This window comes from Edaphosphingomonas haloaromaticamans (assembly GCF_001853345.1).
Taxonomy (GTDB): Bacteria; Pseudomonadota; Alphaproteobacteria; order Sphingomonadales; family Sphingomonadaceae; genus Sphingomonas_E; species Sphingomonas_E fennica.
Window position 1 is genome coordinate 17,745 of record NZ_MIPT01000002.1, and the last position, 18,037, is coordinate 35,781.

Here is an 18,037-nt window from a genome sequence, read left to right on the forward strand (position 1 = left end):
TCGCAGTCACTTCGGCTTGCGGCCCATGCCCGCGGCAAAGGCGATCCGCAGGGCTTCGGACAAATTGCGGACCTCGAGCTTGGCCATCAGGCTCGCGCGATGGACCTCGACCGTTCGCGATGAACAGCCCAGGTCATAGGCGATCGTCTTATTGGGCAGGCCGTTCGCCAGCCCTTCCAGCACTTCACGCTCCCGGGGCGTCAGTGCAGCGACCCGCACGCCGGCTTCAGAGGTTTCCAGAGTGCGAAGGTCGACATCGTCGAGACGCGCGAACGCGCGGCTGACGGCGCCGAGCAGGGCGGCTTTCTCGAAGGGCTTCTCGAGAAAGTCGACCGCGCCGCCTTTCATGGCCTGCACCGCAACCGACACGTCGCCATGGCCGGTCAGGACGATGACCGGCATATTGACCCCGCGTGCTGCCATGGCGGCCTGAATCTCGAGACCGTCCATCTCGGGCATGCGCACGTCGAGGATGACGCAGCCGACGGCCGCCGACTTCGCCTCCTTGAGAAACTCCACGCCCGAGGCATAGGTCACGACGTCGTAGCCCGCGGTCTTGAGCGCAAAGCTCGCCGCCTTGCGGATGCTCTCCTCGTCGTCGACCAGATGGATGACGCGTCTATCCCCCATGTTCCTCCTCCGCCCGCGCATGGATCAAGGTAAAATGAAAGCGCGCGCCGCCGCGGTCGGGGCGCTCCATCCAGATACGGCCCCCATGCGCTTCGATGATGGTCCGGCAGATCGAAAGGCCGAGGCCCATGCCGTCGGCCTTTGTCGACTTGAACGCCGTGAAGAGCTGCTCCCGGACCTCGTCGGCGATGCCGGGGCCGGTATCCTCCACGGTCACCTCGATCAGCCCGTCAGGGCGCAACCTGGTCGCTACCTTGAGGTCGCGAACAGGACACGCCGCCATCGCCTCGATGGCGTTGCGCATCAGGTTGACCAGCACCTGCTGGATCTGCACCCTGTCGACGAGAACCGGCGTCGCGGCGGGATCGACCGCGAAGAAGCTGCGGATGCCGCGCTCGCGTGCACCGACCAGCGCGAGCTCGCTCGCCTCGGCGACAACCTGCGGCAGATCGTGGAGGCTCTTGTCGACCTCGCCGCGGGCGACGAAATCGCGCAGGCGCCGGACGATATGGCCGGCCCGCAGCGTTTCCTGTGCCGCATCATCCATCACCGACCGTAGCGACACGAAGGGTTCGTCGTCCCGCTCGTCGAGCATGTCGCGGATCGTCTCGAGATAGAGCGCGACCGCGGCAAGCGGCTGGTTGAGCTCATGCGCGAGGGTCGAGGCCATCGTGCCCATCGCGCTCAGCCGGGAGACATGGACCAGCTCTGCCTGCAGTTCCTTGAGCCTGAGCTCATCCTGCTCCTTGGCGGTGAGATCCCGGATGAAGCCGGTGAACAACCGCTGCCCGTCTTCACCGGCCTCGCCAACCGACAGCTGCATCGGGAAGGTCGAGCCGTCGCGGCGCTGGCCGACCACGACGCGGCCGAGGCCGATGATCCGGCGCTCGCCGGTCTGGAGATAATGCGCGATATATTCGTCATGCCGGTCGCGATCGGGCTGGGGCATCAGGCAGGAGACGTTGCGGCCGACGAGCTCGGTTTCCGAATAGCCGAACAGGCGTTGGGCGGCCGCGCTGAACGACGTGATGTCGCCGGTCTCGTCGATGATGATCATCGCATCGGGGACGGTCGCCAGGATCGACTGGAGATGCTGCTCGCGGGTCTCGATTGACGCCCGGACCGCCGCCTCGTCGGTGACATCGCGACTGATGCAGGCAAAGCCTCGATGTGCGTCGCCTTCGAACAGGGCGCTGATCGTCAGGCGCGCGAGATACTCCGCTCCGTTCTCGCAGACCCGCCACGCTTCGCGCTCCAGCGTGCCTTCGTGAAGGGCGGCCGCCAGGTCTGCGCACGGGCGGCCGGCCGCAATCTCGTCGGGCGGGTAGAACAGGTCATGGGGCTGTCCCAGGACGCGATCGAGGGGCCAGCATTCGGCACGCTCGCCTTCTTCATTATAGCTCAGCACGATCCCGGCAGGATCGAGCAGCGTCAGGACATGGCCGCCAGCCTGTCGCAGGAACAACGGCGCAAGCCGCACCACCTCCCTGGCAATCTCGTCCGCCCCGCGCCTCGTGTCGACCATCGGCCGGCTCACATACCTGGCCGGGCGCACGTATCCGGGCGTAGCCCGACCGTGCCACTCAGCGCCGCGCGAGTATGGCCTTCATCTCGTCGATTTCCTGCCGCTGCGAGCGCTTGATCGCTTCGCAAAGCCGGATGACTTCCGGATCGCTGAGCTTTGCTTCCTGGCACATCAGGATCGCCCCGGAATGATGCGGGATCATCGAGCGCAGAAAGGCCGTGTCGCCGATCGTGGTCTGGGTGCGGATGAGTGCAAAGCTGCCGAAGAAGGCGACCAGCGACGCGGCGATCAGCGCGATGTTGGCGGCCTTCGACACGAACATGTGTCGCATGGCGAGGATCATCAGCACCACCATCGGTGCGACCATCATCAGCGTCATGTAGAGCATGTTGAGGTTGTTGTAGAAGCTGTCGAGCCCGTCGATCATGACGAACATCACCAGATACATGATGACGCCGCTGATGACGGTCTGAACGGCAAGGCTCCAATAGGCACCCATCTTCCGGGTGTTCATGTGGGACGAATGGTCCATGGCGTATCTCCTTCGCTCGGCGCCGGCCGACCTGGGTATGAGTGTAACGCCCCGCTCTCTTGTTCGCCCCCGCCATCAGCCGTCCTGATGCTAAAACCAGAAGCGAACGCCGGCGACGAAGCTGGTGGCATGGACGTCCTCGCCCGCAAGCCTCGACAGCCGCGCCGTGTCTCCGGCTTTGCGCAGATAGGAAACGCCGATGTAAGGTGCGAACTGGCGGCTGAATTCGTAGCGCAGGCGCGCGCCGAGCTCTATGTTGACCAGCCCCGAACCGATGTCGTTCTCCGGAATATCCTGCGCGGCGAAATTGACCTCGGCGCGCGGCTGCAAGATCAGGCGCTGGGTGATGCGCTGGTCGTAATAGCCCTCGACCCGGCCCAGAACATCGCCCTTGGTCGAGAGGAACAGCGCGCCTTCGACCTCGAACATGCCAGGAGCCAGGCCCTCGACGCCGATCGTCGCGTAGGTGCGGTCGGGCCCGCGGCCGAAGTCCTGGCGGATACCGCCCTGAAGATTGAAATAGGGGTCGATGGCCCGGCTGTAGAGCACCTGCACCTCGGCGCTGTCGATGCCGCGGCCGAACTCGCCTTCGCCCTCGCTCTTGAGCCAGAGGCGGTTGATGTCGCCGCCGTAAAAGCCTTCGCCATCCCAGCGATAGCCATCGCGGCCGCTATGCGCCTGATACTCGAACAGGTTGAGCAGCACCTGCCCGAAATTGTTGCCGCCGCTGTCCTTCATCATGATGTCGCGCGAGCGCGCCATCTCGCCGCCGGGAAAATCCCGATCGGCGAAGTGGTCGCCTGGGGGCGGCGGCGGGGGCGCATTGCCGGCCGGAAGTGCGGTGCCGGTCATTTGCATGCCGGGCATGGCGGGCGTTCCCGGCGTCGCTGTCTGGCCATGCTGCGCATGGTCCATCCCGGGCATGTCGGGCATCGCGCCGTCCTGATGCTGGGAGTGGTCCATGCCCGGCATCTCCGGCATTGCGGGAGACGTGGATTGCGGCTGACCGGCCGCATTTGCTTGCGCCGCGGGAGTGGTCTGGTGCTGCGAATGGTCCATTGCCGGCATGGTGTCCGGCGCTGGCTTCTGAGCGCGCGGCCTGGCAGTGGGCTTGGGGCGCGGCGCGGCGGCCTTGTCCTTCTTTTTCTCCTGCGCCGGCCGCGCCCCGCCCGGCGGCGCCATGCCGGGCATGTCGTGCATCGAATGATCCTGGGCAAAGGCGGGTGCGGCGGCGAGAAGGGCGATCGCGCTCACCAGCGGCGTGAGGATGCGGGTCATTGCGCGTCTCCCTTCGGACGCACGCTCACGACCCGCATCATCCCTGCATGCATGTGGTAGAGGAGATGGCAGTGGAAGGCCCAGTCCCCGACCGCGTCGGCGGTGAAGTCCCAGCTCACCTTGCCGCCGGGCTGGACGATGACGGTGTGCTTGCGCGGCGCATGGTCGCCATGCCCGGTCACCAGCTCGAAGAAATGGCCGTGGATGTGGATCGGATGCCCCATCATCGTGTCGTTGATGAGATTGACGCGCACCCGCTCGCCTTCGATGAACGGGATCGGCTCGTGATGGTCCGACATTTTCTCGCCGTCGAACGACCACATGAACCGCTCCATGTTGCCGGTGAGGTGGATGTCGATGCTGCGGCTCGGCGCGCGCACGTCTGGATTGCGCTCGAGCGCCATCAGATCCTTGTAGACGAGCACCTTGTGGCCGACGTCGGTGAGGCCCTGGCCGGGCTCGCCGGTGCGGTCGACGGGCATCGGCGAGATGGTCTGGACGCTCGGATCGCGCTTCACCTGCGGCGCGTTCGAGAAGTCGCGCATCTTCATCGAACCCATCGCGTGCCCGCCATGATCCATGCCCGCCATCTGGCCATCGGCGCCCATCGCGCCGTGGTCCATGCCGGCCATCGATCCATGATCCATCCCGCTCATCGCGGAATGATCCATCCCCGAATGGTCCATGCCCGCCATGGCGCTGTTGTCCATGGTCGCCATCGCTGCCGCCGCGCCGGTCGCGAGGCGCGCGGACGCGTTCTTCTCGGCCGTCGGATCGACGCCCCGCATAGCGCCGCCCGACATGTCCATGCCTTCCATGCCCGGCATCGAGGACATGTCCATGCCCATGTCCTTCATGTCGGCGAGCGGCCGTTTGCGTAAGGGAGGCACCTCGCCAGCCATGCCGGCGCGCGGCGCGAGCGTGGCACGCGCCATACCCGAGCGGTCGATGGCCTCGCCGACAAGAGTATAGGCCTTGTCCTCGCCTGGGCTGACAACGACGTCGTAGGTCTCGGCGACACCGATCTGGAACTCGTCGACGGTGACGGGCACCACATTCTGCCCGTCGGCCTGGACGATGCTGAGCGGCAGGCCGGGTACGCGGACGTTGAAGGTGGTCATCGCCGACGCATTGATGACGCGCAGCCGCACCCGCTCGCCCGGGGTGAAGAGCGCGGTCCAGTTGTCCATCGGACCATGGCCATTGACGAGATAGGTGTAGGTCGATCCGGTGACATCGGAGATGTCGGCGGGGTCCATCCGCATCTGGCCCCAGTCGAGCCGGTCCTTGAGTGGCTGGTCCTTGCCCGAGAGCAGCCCGGCCAGCGTCTGGCGCTGGAAGTTGAAATGGCCGGGGTTGACCTTGAGACGCCGGAAGATCGCCTGCGGCGAGAGTGCGCTGTGATCGGCGAGCACGATGACATGCTCGCGGTCATAGGCGACCGGATCGGCACCGGCGGGGTCGATGATGATCGGGCCGTAATGGCCTTCCTGCTCCTGCAGGCCCGAATGGCTGTGATACCAGTAGGTGCCGCTTTGCACGACGGGGAACTGGTAGAGGTAGTTCGATCCCGGCTTGATGCCCGGAAAAGACACGCCCGGCACGCCGTCCATATTGGCCGGCAGGATCAGCCCGTGCCAGTGGATCGAGCTGTCCTCCTCGAGTTGATTGACGACGTTGAGCCGCACGCGCTGGCCTTCGCGCAGCCGGATCAGCGGGGCGGGGACCGTGCCGTTGAGACCGATTGCGCGGAACTGGCGCCCGTCGATGCTCATCGACTGCCGGGCGATGGTCAGCGTGATGTCTTCGCCCGACACGGTCGGTAGCGTCGGTCGCATCCCCGGCGAGATGGTCTGCGCCCAGGCAGGCAGCCAGGCTGATAATGCGGCGCCACCACCGGCGAGGGCCGCGCCGCGAAGGAACTGGCGGCGGTCGAGGGCAGAAATCATTCGGTTTGTCTCAGCTTGCGGAAAGAGGGCGGACCTATTGGAAATACGCAGCCCACCCGCCTGCCCCTCAAACTTTCTTCAAACTTTCCGCGAGGCGCGCCCGGGCGCGGTAGAGGCGGGTCTCGACGGCCTTCTGGGAGATGCCGAGGATCTCGGCGGTTTCGGCTTCCGATTTCTCGTCGATCGTCCGCAGGATGAGCGTGTCCTTGAGCGAGGCGGGCAGGGCGGCGATCGCCGTCATCGCCTCGGCGAGTTGCTGTTCGGCATCCAGGGCGCGGTCGGCCGAGGGGGCGTCGTCGACGATATGTTCGGCTTCGCCCAGAGGAAGGGCGAAGGAAAAGAAATTGCGGACCGCACGGCGACGGCGCCAGTCGTGGCATTTGTTGATGACGATCCGCGACATCCAGACCGGGAAGGGCCGCGTCCCATCATAGCGGCTGAGCGCGGAAAAGGCGGCCACGAAGCTCGCCTGAGTGACGTCGAGCGCCTCGTCGGGGCTACCGACATGGCTGCGCACGAGACGGTGTACCCAGCCCTGATGCCGGCGGACCAGCTCGCCATAGGCCGCTTGCCGGCCCCCCAGCGCCAGAGCCGCAAGCTCCCCGTCCGAGCAGTCGGGGAGGTGGAGCGTCATTTTTTCTCGGCCGTCAGCGCTTTCACGACGGCGTCGTCGAACTTCACCGTCTGGTCGGGGCGGAGCACCGCACGCATCGCGAAGATATGCTCGAGCGTTTCCTTCTGCAGCGCGCCCATCGCCTGGTGTGACCGGTCGACGGCGGCGGAGACCTGAGGCCCATAGCCATGTTCCGACCTGATGGCCTGCGCGAGCCATGCATTGTCGGCGCGCAGTTCCGCTTCCAGGGCCTGTCGGCGGATGGCGTAGCGGGCTTCGATAGCCTCGAGCCGTGCATGTTGCGCGCTATCCAGCTTGAGATCGCGATGGAGCAGGTCGTGCAGCTCATTCTCGACAGGGGGCGCCGGCACGACATAGAGCCGGCCGATCACGACCCCCGCTACTGCCGCAACAAACGTCAGCAGCACGAGAAGGAGAAGGCCGCGGCGATCGCGCATCATTGCGCGCTCAGCAGCGTCGAAGGAGCGAGCGCGAGCCGCGCGTCGAAGGGCGATGCCGCAGCATCTGCCGAACGCACTGGCACCGCGGAACCGGCGATGCCGATGAAGAGCGCGACCGCGGCTGCGACACCGAAGGTCGTGGCGCTCAGGCGCGGCATGGCCTGGAGCCGGGCGATCTCGGCCATGACGCGGCTGTCCAGCCCGGCAAGCCGGGGATCGAGGGGGGCTTCCCGCAACCGGCTGAGCATGTCGTCGAGGTGGTCCATGATGTTTCTCCGTCTTCTCTTCTCAATACGCAGGGTGGTCTTCTAACCCTTGTCCGGGAACAAAAAGAAAATTGCGAGGGGTGCAGGTCGCGGCTGCGTATTCTCTCATGTCACTGACAGGAGAATGTCCAAATGCGCTTCTTTTCGCCGCTCGCAGCCATCGCCGCCGTCGGCCTGAGTGTTTCTGCTCCGGCCTACGCCCATCCCAAGCTCGTGTCCTCGACGCCCGCCGCCAACGCCAGCGTCCCGGCGCCGTCGCGTATAACGCTCACCTTCAGTGAAGGTCTGATGCCGAAGCTGTCGGGCGCCGAGATCGTGATGACCGGCATGCCCGGCATGCCCAACCACCGCATGGCGGTAACCGGCTTCAAGACGTCCGTCGAAGGCGACAAGACGCTCGTGCTGACGCTCGCCAAGCCGCTCATGGCGGGCAGCTATCAGGTCGCCTGGCACGTCGTCTCGACCGACACGCACCGCATCCAGGGCAATCTCGCCTTTACCGTCAAGTGACGCCATGAACGACGTGGCACTCGTCGCCGTCCGCTGGGCGCTCTACGTCGATCTCGGCCTGCTGTTCGGCCTGCCGCTGTTCGCGCTCTATGCGCCCGGCGGCGGCCGGATGGTGCAGCGGCATCTGCCGATGGCGGCAATGGTGGCCGGTCTCGCCTGTCTCGCCCTCCTGCTGTCGGCGCTGGGGTTCGCGTTGCAGGCTGCGGCGATGACCGGGCTGCCACTCGCCCAGCCTGATCTTTCCATGGTCGCAGAGCTGTTCAACGGCACTTCCATGGGAACGGCGCTGAAGGCGCGCCTCGTCGCGCTCCTCGTTCTTCTGCTCTGCATCCCCTTCTATCGCCGGCAATCCCGTCCTGCCTTCATCGCCTCCACTCTGGCGGGCGCGGTCGCGCTCGCGACCCTCGCCTGGAGCGGGCATGGCGCGGCCGGCGAAGGCGAGGCGGGCTGGCTGCAACTGCTGGCCGATCTCATCCATCTGCTCGCCGCCGGCGCCTGGTTCGGCGCGCTTGCCGCCTTCCTCGCGCTGGTTCTTCCCAGGCTCGCAACCGATGATGTCGCCGCTGAAGACATGGACCAGGTCACACTGGCCGAGGAAGCCCTGCGGGGTTTCTCCCTCGTCGGCACGATCATCGTCGCCCTGCTGATCCTGACCGGGACGGTGAACGGCTGGTTTCTGGTCGGCCCGGGCAACATCGCCTCGCTCGGTCAGTCGAGCTACGGCCTGCTGCTCATCGCCAAGCTGGTGCTGTTTGGGGGCATGCTGGGCCTTGCCGCGCTCAACCGCTACCGCCTGACCCCGGCACTGGCACAGGCGATCGAGGAAGAGGACGCGCCACGGGCGCAGGCGCTGTTGCGCGCGAGCCTCTTCGTCGAAGGCGGGCTTGCGATCGTCATTCTCGGGCTCGTCGCCTGGCTGGGGACACTATCGCCGCCCATGTCGATGTAGCTTATCGTTTCGGACGCCTCGCGTTGGGAGAAGCCAATGCAATCCTACACCCCGCCGCTCGGGACCGGATCGACGAAAGACTATGATCGCGCGATCCGCCTGTGGACGCGGGAGAAGCGGTGGCGTGCCGCCATGCTCGCCGCCCTGGCGCCCAAAGCCGGTGAGACGGTCGTCGACGTCGGCTGTGGCACCGGCAGCTTCGCGCTGATGCTCAAGCAAGCCGAGCCCAGGACGCAGGTGATCGGTCTCGATCCCGATGCCGAGGCGCTCGACATCGCGCGGCACAAGGCCGCTGCGCGGCAGGCCGATATCGACTGGCGTCAGGGATTTGCCAGGGACGTGGCCCCGGGCACCGCCGACGCTGTCGTATCGAGTCTCGTGCTGCATCAGATGCCGGTCAGGGAGAAGGCGGCAACCCTGCGCGCCATGTTCGCCATGCTGCGCCCGGGTGGCCGCCTGGTGATCGCAGATTATGGCCGCCAGCACGGTCTCATGCGGCTCGCCTTTCGCCTGACCGTGCAGCGACTCGATGGCATCGATGATACCCGACCCAACGCCGACGGCGTGCTCCCCGGCCTGATCGCGGCGGCCGGCTTCAGGCATGTGGCCGAGACGTTTCGGCTCTTGACCATCACCGGCGCGATCGAATTGCTTACCGCGCATCGACCGGCGCAGGCCCAGGGCCTTACGGTTGCGAACGACCTTGGCTGATCCCGGCCGAGCGACCGGGTACGCCGATTTGGCCGCTTAGGCGATTACGTATTGACCCTGACACGGTGTCAGACCCTAGATCGTCAGGCGTCGAAAGGAGCAAGGCGATGAACGAGACACATGGAGCGGCGCATGGCGGCGGTTGCTGCGGCGGCCACGGCGGCGCGAAAGCGGCGACCGGCATCAAGGACCCGGTCTGTGGCATGACCGTCGATCCGGCGACCACCGCGCACCATGCCGATCATGGCGGTGAACGCTATCATTTCTGCAGCGCGGGCTGCCGGGCAAAGTTCATCGCCGATCCCGAGCGCTATCTCGGCCCGCCGGCACCGCCGTTCGCAGCGCCCGTGGGCACGATCTGGACCTGCCCTATGCATCCCGAGATCCGGCAGGACCATCCCGGGTCCTGTCCGATCTGCGGCATGGCGCTCGAACCCGCGACCGTGACCGCCGACAGCGGTCCCAGCCACGAGCTGGTCGATTTCACGCGGCGTTTCTGGGTTGGCCTGGTGCTGGCCCTGCCGGTGCTGATCCTCGAGATGGGGGCGCACCTGTTTCCTGTGATCCATCGCCTCGTGCCGATGTCGACCTCGGTATGGATCCAGTTCGTGCTGGCGACGCCTGTCGTGCTCTGGGCGGGCTGGCCGTTCTTCGAGCGTGGCTGGGCCTCGCTCAAGACCCGCAACCTCAACATGTTCACCCTGATCGCGATGGGGACGGGGGTCGCCTGGATCTACAGCGTCGTCGCGACGCTCGCGCCTCAGCTGTTCCCGCCTGCCTTCCGCGGCGAGGACGGCATGGTTGCCGTCTATTTCGAGGCCGCCGCGGTGATCACCGTTCTCGTGCTGCTCGGCCAGGTGCTCGAACTGCGCGCGCGTGAGCGGACCTCGGGCGCGATCAAGGCGCTGCTCAACCTCGCGCCCAAGACCGCGCGCCGGATCGCCGCCGACGGGAGCGAAGAGGAGATCAGTCTCGATCTGGTCGCGGTCGGCGACCGCCTGCGCGTGCGGCCGGGCGAGAAGGTGCCGGTCGACGGCGTAGTCGAGGACGGCCGCTCCTCGCTCGACGAGTCGATGGTCACCGGTGAATCCATGCCCGTCACCAAGGCCAAGGCCGACACGGTGATCGGCGGCACGCTCAACCAGACCGGTGCGCTGGTGATCGTCGCCGACAAGGTCGGACGCGACACCATGCTTGCGCGGATTGTCCAGATGGTCGCCGAGGCGCAGCGCTCGCGCGCGCCGATCCAGCGCATGGCCGATCAGGTGTCGGGCTGGTTCGTGCCCGTGGTCATCGCGGTTGCGGTGGTCGCGTTTATCGCCTGGGGTATCTGGGGCCCCGAGCCGCGCTTCGCCTATGGGCTGGTGGCGGCGGTCGCCGTGCTGATCATCGCCTGTCCCTGTGCACTGGGTCTCGCCACGCCGATGTCGATCATGGTGGGCGTCGGCCGCGGCGCCGGACTCGGCGTCCTTATCAAGAATGCCGAAGCGCTCGAGCATATGGAGAAGGTCGACACGCTCGTCGTCGACAAGACAGGCACGCTGACCGAAGGCCGCCCTGCCGTCACCCAGGTCGTGCCGGCGCCCGGCTTCGACGAAGCCGAGTTGCTGCGGCTTGCCGCCTCGGTCGAACGGGCTTCCGAACATCCGCTCGCGCTGGCGATCGTCGAGGCTGCGAAGGATCGCGCCATCGCCACGAGCGACGTCACCGACTTCGACTCGCCGACCGGGCGCGGCGCGCTCGGTACGGTCGAAGGGCGGCGCATCGTCCTCGGCAATGCGCGGTTCCTCGCCGACGAGGGCGTCGCCACCGAGGCGCTCGCCGGCCAGGCCGACGCACTGCGACGCGATGGCGCCACCGCAATCTTCATCGGAATCGACGGCACCGTCGGCGGTGCCTTCGCCATCGCCGATCCGGTGAAGGCCACGACGCCAGAAGCGCTCGCCGCGCTCAAGGCGGAGGGTATTCGCGTGGTCATGCTGACCGGCGACAACCGCACGACAGCGGAAGCGGTCGCCCGGCGCCTGGGCATCGACGAGGTCGAAGCCGAGGTGCTGCCCGATCAGAAAAGCGCCGTGGTCGCCAAGTTCAAGCGCGAGGGGCGGGTGGTCGCCATGGCCGGCGACGGTGTCAACGACGCCCCCGCGCTGGCCGCCGCCGATGTCGGCATCGCCATGGGCTCGGGCACCGACGTCGCCATCGAGAGCGCGGGCGTGACCCTGCTCAAGGGCGACCTCACCGGCATCGTCCGGGCGCGTAAGCTCAGCCAGGCGACCATGTCGAACATCCGCCAGAACCTCGTCTTCGCCTTCATCTACAATGTCGCGGGCGTGCCGGTGGCGGCGGGCGCGCTCTATCCGCTGTTCGGCATCCTGCTCTCGCCGATCATCGCGGCCGCCGCCATGGCGCTCTCCTCGGTCAGCGTGGTCACCAACGCGCTGCGACTCAACCGGAAGGCGCTGTGAACATCGGCGAGACGTCTCGGCGGAGCGGCGTCTCGGAGCGGATGATCCGCCATTATGAGAAGATAGGCCTCATCCCGGCGCCGCCGCGCCGGGGTGCGGGCTATCGCGACTATGACGAGCGCGATCTTCATCGCCTGCGGTTCATCGCCAATGCGCGCGATCTGGGGTTTCCGATCGAGGAGATCCGCACTTTGCTCGGCCTTTGGGCGGATACGGGTCGCGCGAGTGGCGAGGTGAAGCGGCTTGCGCTGGCCCGTGCCGAGGAATTCGAGCGCAAGGCGGCAGCGCTGACGGCGCTGCGCGACACGCTGGTCGATCTCGCCGAACGCTGCCACGGCGACGCGCGGCCGGATTGTCCGATCATTGCCGAACTCGCCACGGGCCGATCCGCATAACGTCCGATGTCGCAGGATGGTGAAGCCTAATGGCGATCGTCCTCAGGCGATCCGTTCAGGTCCACAGCAAACGCGATCCGTAGCAAGTCGGGCAAACTTTGGGCTCCCAGTTTGACCATCAGGCTGGCTCGATCCAGCTCGACCGTGCGCGGCGTGGTACCGAGTTCATCTGCGATAAAGCTATTGGGATAGCCTCGCGCAATCCCTCTAAGAACGGCCCGTTCGCGCTGCGTCAGTCTCGCGGCTTTCGACAGCGCGTCGGCCTGTTCTGCGGCACGCCCGGTTATATTCTCCAGCGAGCTGAAGGCGCGGTCGATCGCGCCAAGCAATGCGGCCTTTTCGACCGGTTTGGCGAGAAAGTCGGCAGCGCCCGCCTGCATTGCCTGCACGGCGAGCGTGGGATCGCCATTGCCGGTGAGCATGACGACAGGCATATCAATCCCGCGTCGCGTCAGCTCCACCTGGACCTGAAGGCCGTCCATGTCCGGCATGTGCATGTCGAGGATCACGCAGCCTTTCTTAGCGTCACCCGCGGCCGACAGAAACTCCGGCCCCGAAGCGTAGGCCTCGACGGCGAAGCCGGCGGTACGCAACGTGAATCGCAGTGCCTTTCGGATTGTCTCTTCGTCATCGACGATGTGAACGACGCGCTTGTTCCCCATACTCCTCGGATCGATCTGGAGTGCCGCGCCGCAAAGGCACCGCTATTGGGGAGGCCTCTTACGGGCAGGACCATGGTCCAAGGTCAAGGCCGAAATATTGCCGCAGCAGTTCCAACGGCGCAGGTGCTCGACATCGCCCCGATACGGCGGCTCTTACCACTGGAGTTCGGGCACCTCCGTCTGGTCTCCTGGAAGGGGGGCGCCCCAAAACGCGGCGGCCGAAAACGTACACGCCCTCAACGGGGCTGAACGCGCTACCTGCAAAAAGGGGCGTGAGGCCCAAAAGTGCGTCTGTCGGGCTCGACTTCAGAGCCGCAAAGCTCGGGCACCTGCTGGGGACATAGGAGCCGTTCTAGGCCGAGAATCTGACGTCGCTGACCAATCCTCAGGTCCGGACAAAAATTGGAAACAGTACACATGCGAGAAAATTGTGAGCGGCCAGTCATTCGCTATCCCAAGGACGTACCGGACGCACCCTTTGACGTTTCCCGAGACCGTCGTGCCGGACGTGTGCGACAGTGAACATAGGCGCCGCACCCCATCGACCCCCCTTCTTTTAAACGGCAGTCTATCGCACCCAATGCGTAATCCGACGAGTTTCATTCTCTCGGAAGGTGCATAGCGATAGGTTTGCGCTTATGACGCGCTGCGGCCCTCCAGCGTGTGCGGCTGACCACTCCCGGCGGCAACCTGTTTGTCGCCGGGAGACCAATTGACCTATCGGCGCGGCTCCGGCGCATCGGGATACCGCGCGTCATAGGCGGCCGCATGAGATCCGACGCCAAAGCGCTGGATCGCTGCTTGTTCGGCCGCGATGGCGTGCGCCAGCGTGACGGGCTTGTCGAGTGCATCCGCCTGCGCATGCGCTAGCTCGGCTGCGTGCCATGCCTCAAGAATATCGCCATCCGAAAGAATCGGAACGCCATGCTCCTCCATCAGCACGTCAAGCTGGTGTAGCAACTCGGCGGCGCGATAGGGCTTGGCGATAAAGCCCGCACGGTCGGGTAATGCTTCCGGTTCAGGTCGGACGCGGCCTGAATTTACGAGAACGACCGTTTCGGGCCAGCGCTCCCGGATCGTGCTGGCGAGCGCCAGGCCATCCATGTCGCCGGGCATTTCAATATCGGTCATGACGATCCGAATGTCTTGGCGCTCTTCAAGAATTGTGAGCGCGTCTTGTGCGTCGCACGCCTCGAACACGCGGTATCCCGCATCCTGAGAATTTTGGTCGCGAAGACGCGCACGAGCGGTTCATCCTCGACAACCAGAGCAACACTATAGTCCAGCGCCGGACCTTGCGGTTTCTCCATCAGACTGGTTCCTCTACACCCCCCTTGGCGTCCTAAGTCTCCCCGCGCTGTGCCTCCGCGACGTCGCGGAGGATAGCGCTCCAACACGCGATAAGCAGCCCCTCATCGTCCGATCTCTCGTTGGTCGCGGCCGCGTAGATACCAAGGAGGCGGGCAACTTCATCGACCGGAGCGCCGCCCTGGCGCGCCATCAGCGTGGCGAACATCGCCAGCGCGCCGCCGATCGCGCGTACCAACGCAGGATCGGCGGCAAGCTGCGACGTGGATTCTGGCGTGTCGATGCTGTCGTCCGGCAGCGTGTCACCCGGCTTCATCGGGGAAACCCTTTCAGCGGCATCGATCGCCGCCTGCAAATGGTTCGCCGCGCGATGCTCTCTCGCCTCGTCGAGCATCGCGATAGCTTCGCGCATGTGGGCGATGGCACGCCGGCGAAGCGAAGCCAGATCTTTCATGTCCTGCCCTTGCGGAGGCAGGCCGTGGCCAACACCGGCCTGAGCGCTGGCGGATCGCCGGCCCTGGCGATCTCGACGGCATTCTTACCCGTCTGCCTGGCGCGATACGTTGCCTGACCGGCAAGGTGCATCAATTCGTCAGCGTTGCGCGGGGCATCGGAAGGGATCAGCACCGCCCCCATGCTGCACGTCACCGGATAAGGCGGGCCTGCCAGAACAGTCCTCAGGCGGGCGTGGATGTCCTGTGCGAAGCTCTGGCCTTCGGCGATAGGGCCAAAAATGCTCGGGCCTGTCGGAGGCCCTACCTGCAGGCCAGGCATGACGGCCAGGATCGCTGCAAACACTGCGACGGAATAGCCCTCGCGCGCGCCAAGGCCCCATGCGGATCCACAGATGATCGGCATATAGAGGCGCGCGAACCCGACGGTGGGCACGGCGTGGTCGAGCGCTGCGAGGGCCCCGGTGGCGGCGACGATCGCGAGCCAGATTTTCTCTCGCGAAAGAGCTTCAAGATACCCGGCCAATCGGCCGACAGGCAAATGGCTGTTCATGCGCGTTTTCCAAACTCGGCGAATCTTTCAACTTAGCAGCGGTCCGAAAAATGATACTTAAAACCCGTCGCCTTATAACCATCTTGCAGGCGATTCATGAAGGGTGAAACGCGCCGATCCTGGATGTTTACGTGCTACCGTTGCAGCGAATATCCGCCGATACCGGAAAGCCCTTGGTGTCAGCCAACAGGTCTTCGCCTATGATATCGAGATGGATCGCACCTATTTCGGCGGGATTGAGCGCGGCGAGCGCAATGTTTCGATCGACAATATCGAGCGCATCGCCACGGGATTGAAGATCAGCGCGCATCTTTTGCTGATGCAGCCCGAAATTCTGGCTGTGGAAGCCGATAGCTAGGCGAAATGTGGCCGGGCACGGCCTTTTACTGGCAACGCATGCGTAGCCATATTTCGAAGCTGTGCGGGCCTTGCGCGATGCGCCGGATCGCCGCCAGCATCCTGCGGCGGACAACCCACTGGAAACCTGCCCACGCTGCGCGCAATCTCGGCGTAGCTTTGGCCGCTGACTTTATTCAGCACGAATGTCTCGCGCGCTGCCGGCGTCAATGTGTCGAGAGTGGCCCTCATCACGGTTTCGGTGTCGTCGGCGCTGCCAAGCGCCCATTCGATCGTGATCGCAGCGACTGCTTCGGGGCGGCCCAGTTGACGGGCAGGGCGCGTTGTCGTGCGATATGGTCCGTGATCGTCATCGTCGCGCGTCTCGCCTTGCGGTTGGTTGGGGCACTGCCCGGTTGAGAAACCGACATTGAAATCCCGTTCACGGGCGCTGTCAGCCCGACTTGGTAGGGGCGCATCTCGTGCGCTAGGGGATGCGCCATCCATGCCTATCGACAGTCCTTCTTGAAACCGCGTGGCGCTTTACTTATTAAAGTTGCCGGGCGCCGTGTTCGGGTCCGGTGGACATGGAGGGCGCCGGCTCTTCCCGGCGCATCTCATGCCCAGATCGCTTCCCTAGGAGGATTTGGAAATGAGAAGCACGTTTGACTTTGCGCCGTATCGGCGTTCCACCGTTGGCTTCGACCGCTTGTTCAACATGCTCGAAGCGGGTCAGCGCGAGGATGATGGCTTTCCACCGTTCGACATCGTGAGGGACGGCGAGGACAGCTATCGCATAACGCTGGCCGTCGCCGGCTTCCGACCGAACGAAATCGAGGTCGTTGCCCAGCAGAATCAGCTCACCGTCACCGGCCAACGCGCCGAGGATGAGGACGAGGCCGACTATCTGCATCGCGGCATCGCGACCCGTTCGTTCGAGCGGCGATTCCAGCTTGCCGACTTCATCGAGGCCGGCGAGGCGACATTCGAGTATGGCTTGCTGAGCATCCAGCTCAAGCGGGTCGTTCCCGAAGCGATGAAACCGCGCAAGATCGAGATCAGCGGCGGTGCGAACGCCGCTAATGACCGCATCGAGGCACCCAAGGACGCCCAGGCGGCCTGATCGCGATCATAATCGGCTCGCCGGCGCCGTCCCCGTGGGGGCGGTGGCCGGCGGGTCATGCTCCAACTCTAGCCAGACAAGGAGATAACCGTCATGGCGCTCCGTGATTTGATCCCCTGGAGCCGGCAGGAGAACCGGCTTCCCGCGGGCGGGACCGGCGCGGCCAGTGGCGGCGTCCGCTTCGAGCCGCGCTGTCTCCCCTTTGTCGAACCGTTGACGGGATGGAGCGGCGGGCGCGATCCTCTTGCCCATGTCGAGCTGCGATTTCACGATCGTGATGCGGCCGAGCGCTATTGCCGTTCGACAGGACTGGTATTCCGGCTCGGCGCGTAGCCGGGCCTTCTAGGAGGTTGACGGGTTTGAGAAGTGTCGACGACGATCTGGACTATTACATGAGGCGCGCGGCTCAGGAGTGGGCGGCGGCCGAGACTGCGGCGATGCCAGAGGCGATCATCGTTCACGCGCAGCTCGCGCGCGCCTATGACGCACGCGCGCGGGCGCTCCGGGAGCATGCGGCGGGCGTGGCGTCATAGAACAGCCGCGCTAGAGCCTCTCCGGCTCGGCAGCCTCGATCACGGTGCTCAGCCGTTCGATCACGGCCGCGTTCGTAGCCGTTTTTGGAAGTTCGCGCTGCGCAAAGCGTTTCAGGCGTCGCACGTCGCGCGCGGGAAGCGCGAGGCGTAGCAATGTCTGGTCGAGCTTGTCCCGGTCCACTGACTGCGCCTGCTTGCCCGACTGCAGGAGATGATCGAGCAGGCGCTTGCGATCGGCGAAGCTCCAATCGAGCCGCGCCAGTTCATCCGGAGAGAGCGACAGCAGCGCGAGCGCAATCTCCATGATGTCGGCAAAGGGCAGCAAGACCGTGACGGTCCGGCTGCCCCGTTCACGCCAGCGCCGCAACGCGCTGCGGCTCATTGCCGGGTCTCTGAACCGGGCGATATATGCCGGTCGCCCGCGCCGCGCTCAGCGCGATCGAGCCAGCGCAGCGCTGCCATCACATCGTCGACCGGCACCGGGCTGCTGGCGCCTGGTGGGCGACGGAGGGCCGGTTGGCCCTCGACGGCCGAGCGATCGGACGCCCAGGAGGCGAGGATGGCGCGCTTCACTTCGGGCTCAAGCTGTGGGTGCCGAGCAACGATGAAGGAATCAAGGAACGAGCGTGTGTGCGACATGACATATCCTCCTTTCCTGCCGCGACTCTCTCCGAAAAGGGAGTTCCCAGAAGATTGGTTCGGACTTACTTAGGGTCAATGGATGAGGATGCGCCCAGCGCTTGCCGGGCGCTCGTTTTCTTCGTGCATTGAGCACTAAAGAACTAA

Annotated in this window: 25 protein-coding genes; 9 read left to right on the top strand and 16 right to left on the bottom strand. The window is 65.4% G+C overall.

What is annotated here, in order from left to right; translation table 11 throughout:
* Positions 1-6: 6 nt before the first annotated feature.
* The 8 genes from BHE75_RS21430 to BHE75_RS21465 form a co-directional block, all read right to left on the bottom strand.
* Positions 7-630 (bottom strand): response regulator transcription factor, encoded by a 624-nt coding sequence (locus tag BHE75_RS21430; protein ID WP_015449255.1) that lies wholly within the window; start codon positions 628-630, stop codon positions 7-9.
* Positions 620-2,155 carry a PAS domain-containing sensor histidine kinase gene (locus tag BHE75_RS21435; protein WP_030089528.1) on the bottom strand — a complete coding sequence of 512 codons (1,536 nt, stop codon included), beginning with the start codon at positions 2,153-2,155 and terminating at the stop codon, positions 620-622. Before BHE75_RS21435 ends, BHE75_RS21430 begins: the two co-directional genes overlap by 11 nt.
* A gap of 58 nt (positions 2,156-2,213) precedes the next feature.
* On the bottom strand, positions 2,214-2,687 hold the full coding sequence (locus BHE75_RS21440; RefSeq protein WP_015449253.1) for a DUF305 domain-containing protein: 474 nt from the start codon (positions 2,685-2,687) through the stop codon (positions 2,214-2,216).
* 90 nt (positions 2,688-2,777) lie between these two features.
* Positions 2,778-3,965, bottom strand: a complete 1,188-nt coding sequence (locus BHE75_RS21445) for a copper resistance protein B (RefSeq protein ID WP_015449252.1) — start codon at positions 3,963-3,965, stop codon at positions 2,778-2,780.
* A complete protein-coding gene (locus tag BHE75_RS21450; RefSeq protein WP_015449251.1) occupies positions 3,962-5,914 on the bottom strand; it encodes a copper resistance system multicopper oxidase in 1,953 nt (650 codons plus the stop codon). Before BHE75_RS21450 ends, BHE75_RS21445 begins: the two co-directional genes overlap by 4 nt.
* 67 nt (positions 5,915-5,981) lie before the next feature.
* Positions 5,982-6,548 (bottom strand): RNA polymerase sigma factor, encoded by a 567-nt coding sequence (locus BHE75_RS21455; protein ID WP_017501305.1) that lies wholly within the window; start codon positions 6,546-6,548, stop codon positions 5,982-5,984.
* Positions 6,545-6,985: a periplasmic heavy metal sensor gene (locus BHE75_RS21460; protein ID WP_026109207.1), complete on the bottom strand. Its 441-nt coding sequence runs from the start codon at positions 6,983-6,985 to the stop codon at positions 6,545-6,547. Before BHE75_RS21460 ends, BHE75_RS21455 begins: the two co-directional genes overlap by 4 nt.
* Positions 6,985-7,254, bottom strand: a complete 270-nt coding sequence (locus BHE75_RS21465) for a hypothetical protein (RefSeq protein ID WP_037447996.1) — start codon at positions 7,252-7,254, stop codon at positions 6,985-6,987. Before BHE75_RS21465 ends, BHE75_RS21460 begins: the two co-directional genes overlap by 1 nt.
* A 132-nt stretch (positions 7,255-7,386) precedes the next feature.
* Between BHE75_RS21465 and copC the strand changes: the two genes are divergently transcribed.
* The 3 genes from copC to BHE75_RS21480 are packed head-to-tail and all read left to right on the top strand — an operon-like array spanning position 7,387 to position 9,424.
* Positions 7,387-7,764 carry a copper homeostasis periplasmic binding protein CopC gene (gene copC, locus BHE75_RS21470; RefSeq protein ID WP_007406420.1) on the top strand — a complete coding sequence of 126 codons (378 nt, stop codon included), beginning with the start codon at positions 7,387-7,389 and terminating at the stop codon, positions 7,762-7,764.
* 4 nt (positions 7,765-7,768) lie between these two features.
* Positions 7,769-8,713: a copper homeostasis membrane protein CopD gene (gene copD / locus BHE75_RS21475; protein ID WP_070936264.1), complete on the top strand. Its 945-nt coding sequence runs from the start codon at positions 7,769-7,771 to the stop codon at positions 8,711-8,713.
* A 36-nt stretch (positions 8,714-8,749) separates the two neighbouring features.
* A complete protein-coding gene (locus tag BHE75_RS21480; RefSeq protein ID WP_020820524.1) occupies positions 8,750-9,424 on the top strand; it encodes a class I SAM-dependent methyltransferase in 675 nt (224 codons plus the stop codon).
* 83 nt (positions 9,425-9,507) lie between these two features.
* Here BHE75_RS21480 and BHE75_RS25120 read toward each other — a convergent pair whose 3' ends face one another.
* The gene (locus BHE75_RS25120) at positions 9,508-9,669 is read right to left on the bottom strand and encodes a hypothetical protein (RefSeq protein WP_254684573.1); all 162 of its coding nucleotides are present in this window, start codon (positions 9,667-9,669) and stop codon (positions 9,508-9,510) included.
* Between BHE75_RS25120 and BHE75_RS21485 the strand changes: the two genes are divergently transcribed.
* Complete coding sequence (locus BHE75_RS21485; protein WP_368073075.1) at positions 9,628-11,889, top strand: heavy metal translocating P-type ATPase; 2,262 nt, start codon at positions 9,628-9,630, stop codon at positions 11,887-11,889. The genes BHE75_RS25120 and BHE75_RS21485 overlap by 42 nt on opposite strands.
* Complete coding sequence (cueR, locus tag BHE75_RS21490; RefSeq protein WP_020820526.1) at positions 11,886-12,284, top strand: Cu(I)-responsive transcriptional regulator; 399 nt, start codon at positions 11,886-11,888, stop codon at positions 12,282-12,284. The genes BHE75_RS21485 and cueR overlap by 4 nt, the downstream gene beginning before the upstream one ends.
* A gap of 26 nt (positions 12,285-12,310) precedes the next feature.
* Here the strand turns inward: cueR and BHE75_RS21495 are convergent, their stop codons facing one another.
* The 4 genes from BHE75_RS21495 to BHE75_RS21510 all read right to left on the bottom strand — a co-directional run bounded on the left by BHE75_RS21495 (position 12,311) and on the right by BHE75_RS21510 (position 15,259).
* Entirely contained in the window at positions 12,311-12,946 is a 636-nt protein-coding gene (locus BHE75_RS21495) for a response regulator transcription factor (RefSeq protein WP_021235673.1), read from the bottom strand.
* 717 nt (positions 12,947-13,663) lie between these two features.
* Entirely contained in the window at positions 13,664-14,146 is a 483-nt protein-coding gene (locus BHE75_RS21500; protein WP_076605464.1) for a response regulator, read from the bottom strand.
* Between the two features lie 142 nt (positions 14,147-14,288).
* Positions 14,289-14,648, bottom strand: coding sequence for a hypothetical protein (locus tag BHE75_RS21505; RefSeq protein ID WP_139181862.1), 360 nt, complete (start codon positions 14,646-14,648; stop codon positions 14,289-14,291).
* A 56-nt stretch (positions 14,649-14,704) separates the two neighbouring features.
* Positions 14,705-15,259, bottom strand: coding sequence for a diguanylate cyclase domain-containing protein (locus BHE75_RS21510; RefSeq protein ID WP_037474040.1), 555 nt, complete (start codon positions 15,257-15,259; stop codon positions 14,705-14,707).
* Positions 15,260-15,362: 103 nt separating this feature from the next.
* Between BHE75_RS21510 and BHE75_RS21515 the strand changes: the two genes are divergently transcribed.
* Positions 15,363-15,617, top strand: coding sequence for a helix-turn-helix domain-containing protein (locus BHE75_RS21515; protein WP_037474038.1), 255 nt, complete (start codon positions 15,363-15,365; stop codon positions 15,615-15,617).
* On the opposite strand, the gene BHE75_RS24295 is transcribed toward BHE75_RS21515, so the two are convergent.
* Positions 15,614-16,102: a hypothetical protein gene (locus tag BHE75_RS24295; protein WP_137863633.1), complete on the bottom strand. Its 489-nt coding sequence runs from the start codon at positions 16,100-16,102 to the stop codon at positions 15,614-15,616. The two genes, BHE75_RS21515 and BHE75_RS24295, sit on opposite strands and share 4 nt — an antisense overlap.
* A 145-nt stretch (positions 16,103-16,247) precedes the next feature.
* Here BHE75_RS24295 and BHE75_RS21520 point away from each other — a divergent pair, with 145 nt between their 5' ends.
* From BHE75_RS21520 to BHE75_RS24635, 3 genes are all read left to right on the top strand, one after another.
* The gene (locus BHE75_RS21520) at positions 16,248-16,718 is read left to right on the top strand and encodes an Hsp20 family protein (RefSeq protein WP_070936268.1); all 471 of its coding nucleotides are present in this window, start codon (positions 16,248-16,250) and stop codon (positions 16,716-16,718) included.
* Positions 16,719-16,811: 93 nt separating this feature from the next.
* Entirely contained in the window at positions 16,812-17,051 is a 240-nt protein-coding gene (locus tag BHE75_RS23670) for an NADH dehydrogenase ubiquinone Fe-S protein 4 (RefSeq protein WP_052027569.1), read from the top strand.
* Between the two features lie 26 nt (positions 17,052-17,077).
* A complete protein-coding gene (locus BHE75_RS24635; protein WP_171012666.1) occupies positions 17,078-17,251 on the top strand; it encodes a hypothetical protein in 174 nt (57 codons plus the stop codon).
* Between the two features lie 10 nt (positions 17,252-17,261).
* Here BHE75_RS24635 and BHE75_RS21530 read toward each other — a convergent pair whose 3' ends face one another.
* A complete protein-coding gene (locus BHE75_RS21530; RefSeq protein WP_037474030.1) occupies positions 17,262-17,633 on the bottom strand; it encodes a hypothetical protein in 372 nt (123 codons plus the stop codon).
* A complete protein-coding gene (locus BHE75_RS23675; RefSeq protein ID WP_084653581.1) occupies positions 17,630-17,890 on the bottom strand; it encodes a hypothetical protein in 261 nt (86 codons plus the stop codon). The genes BHE75_RS21530 and BHE75_RS23675 overlap by 4 nt, the downstream gene beginning before the upstream one ends.
* Positions 17,891-18,037: the final 147 nt, after the last annotated feature.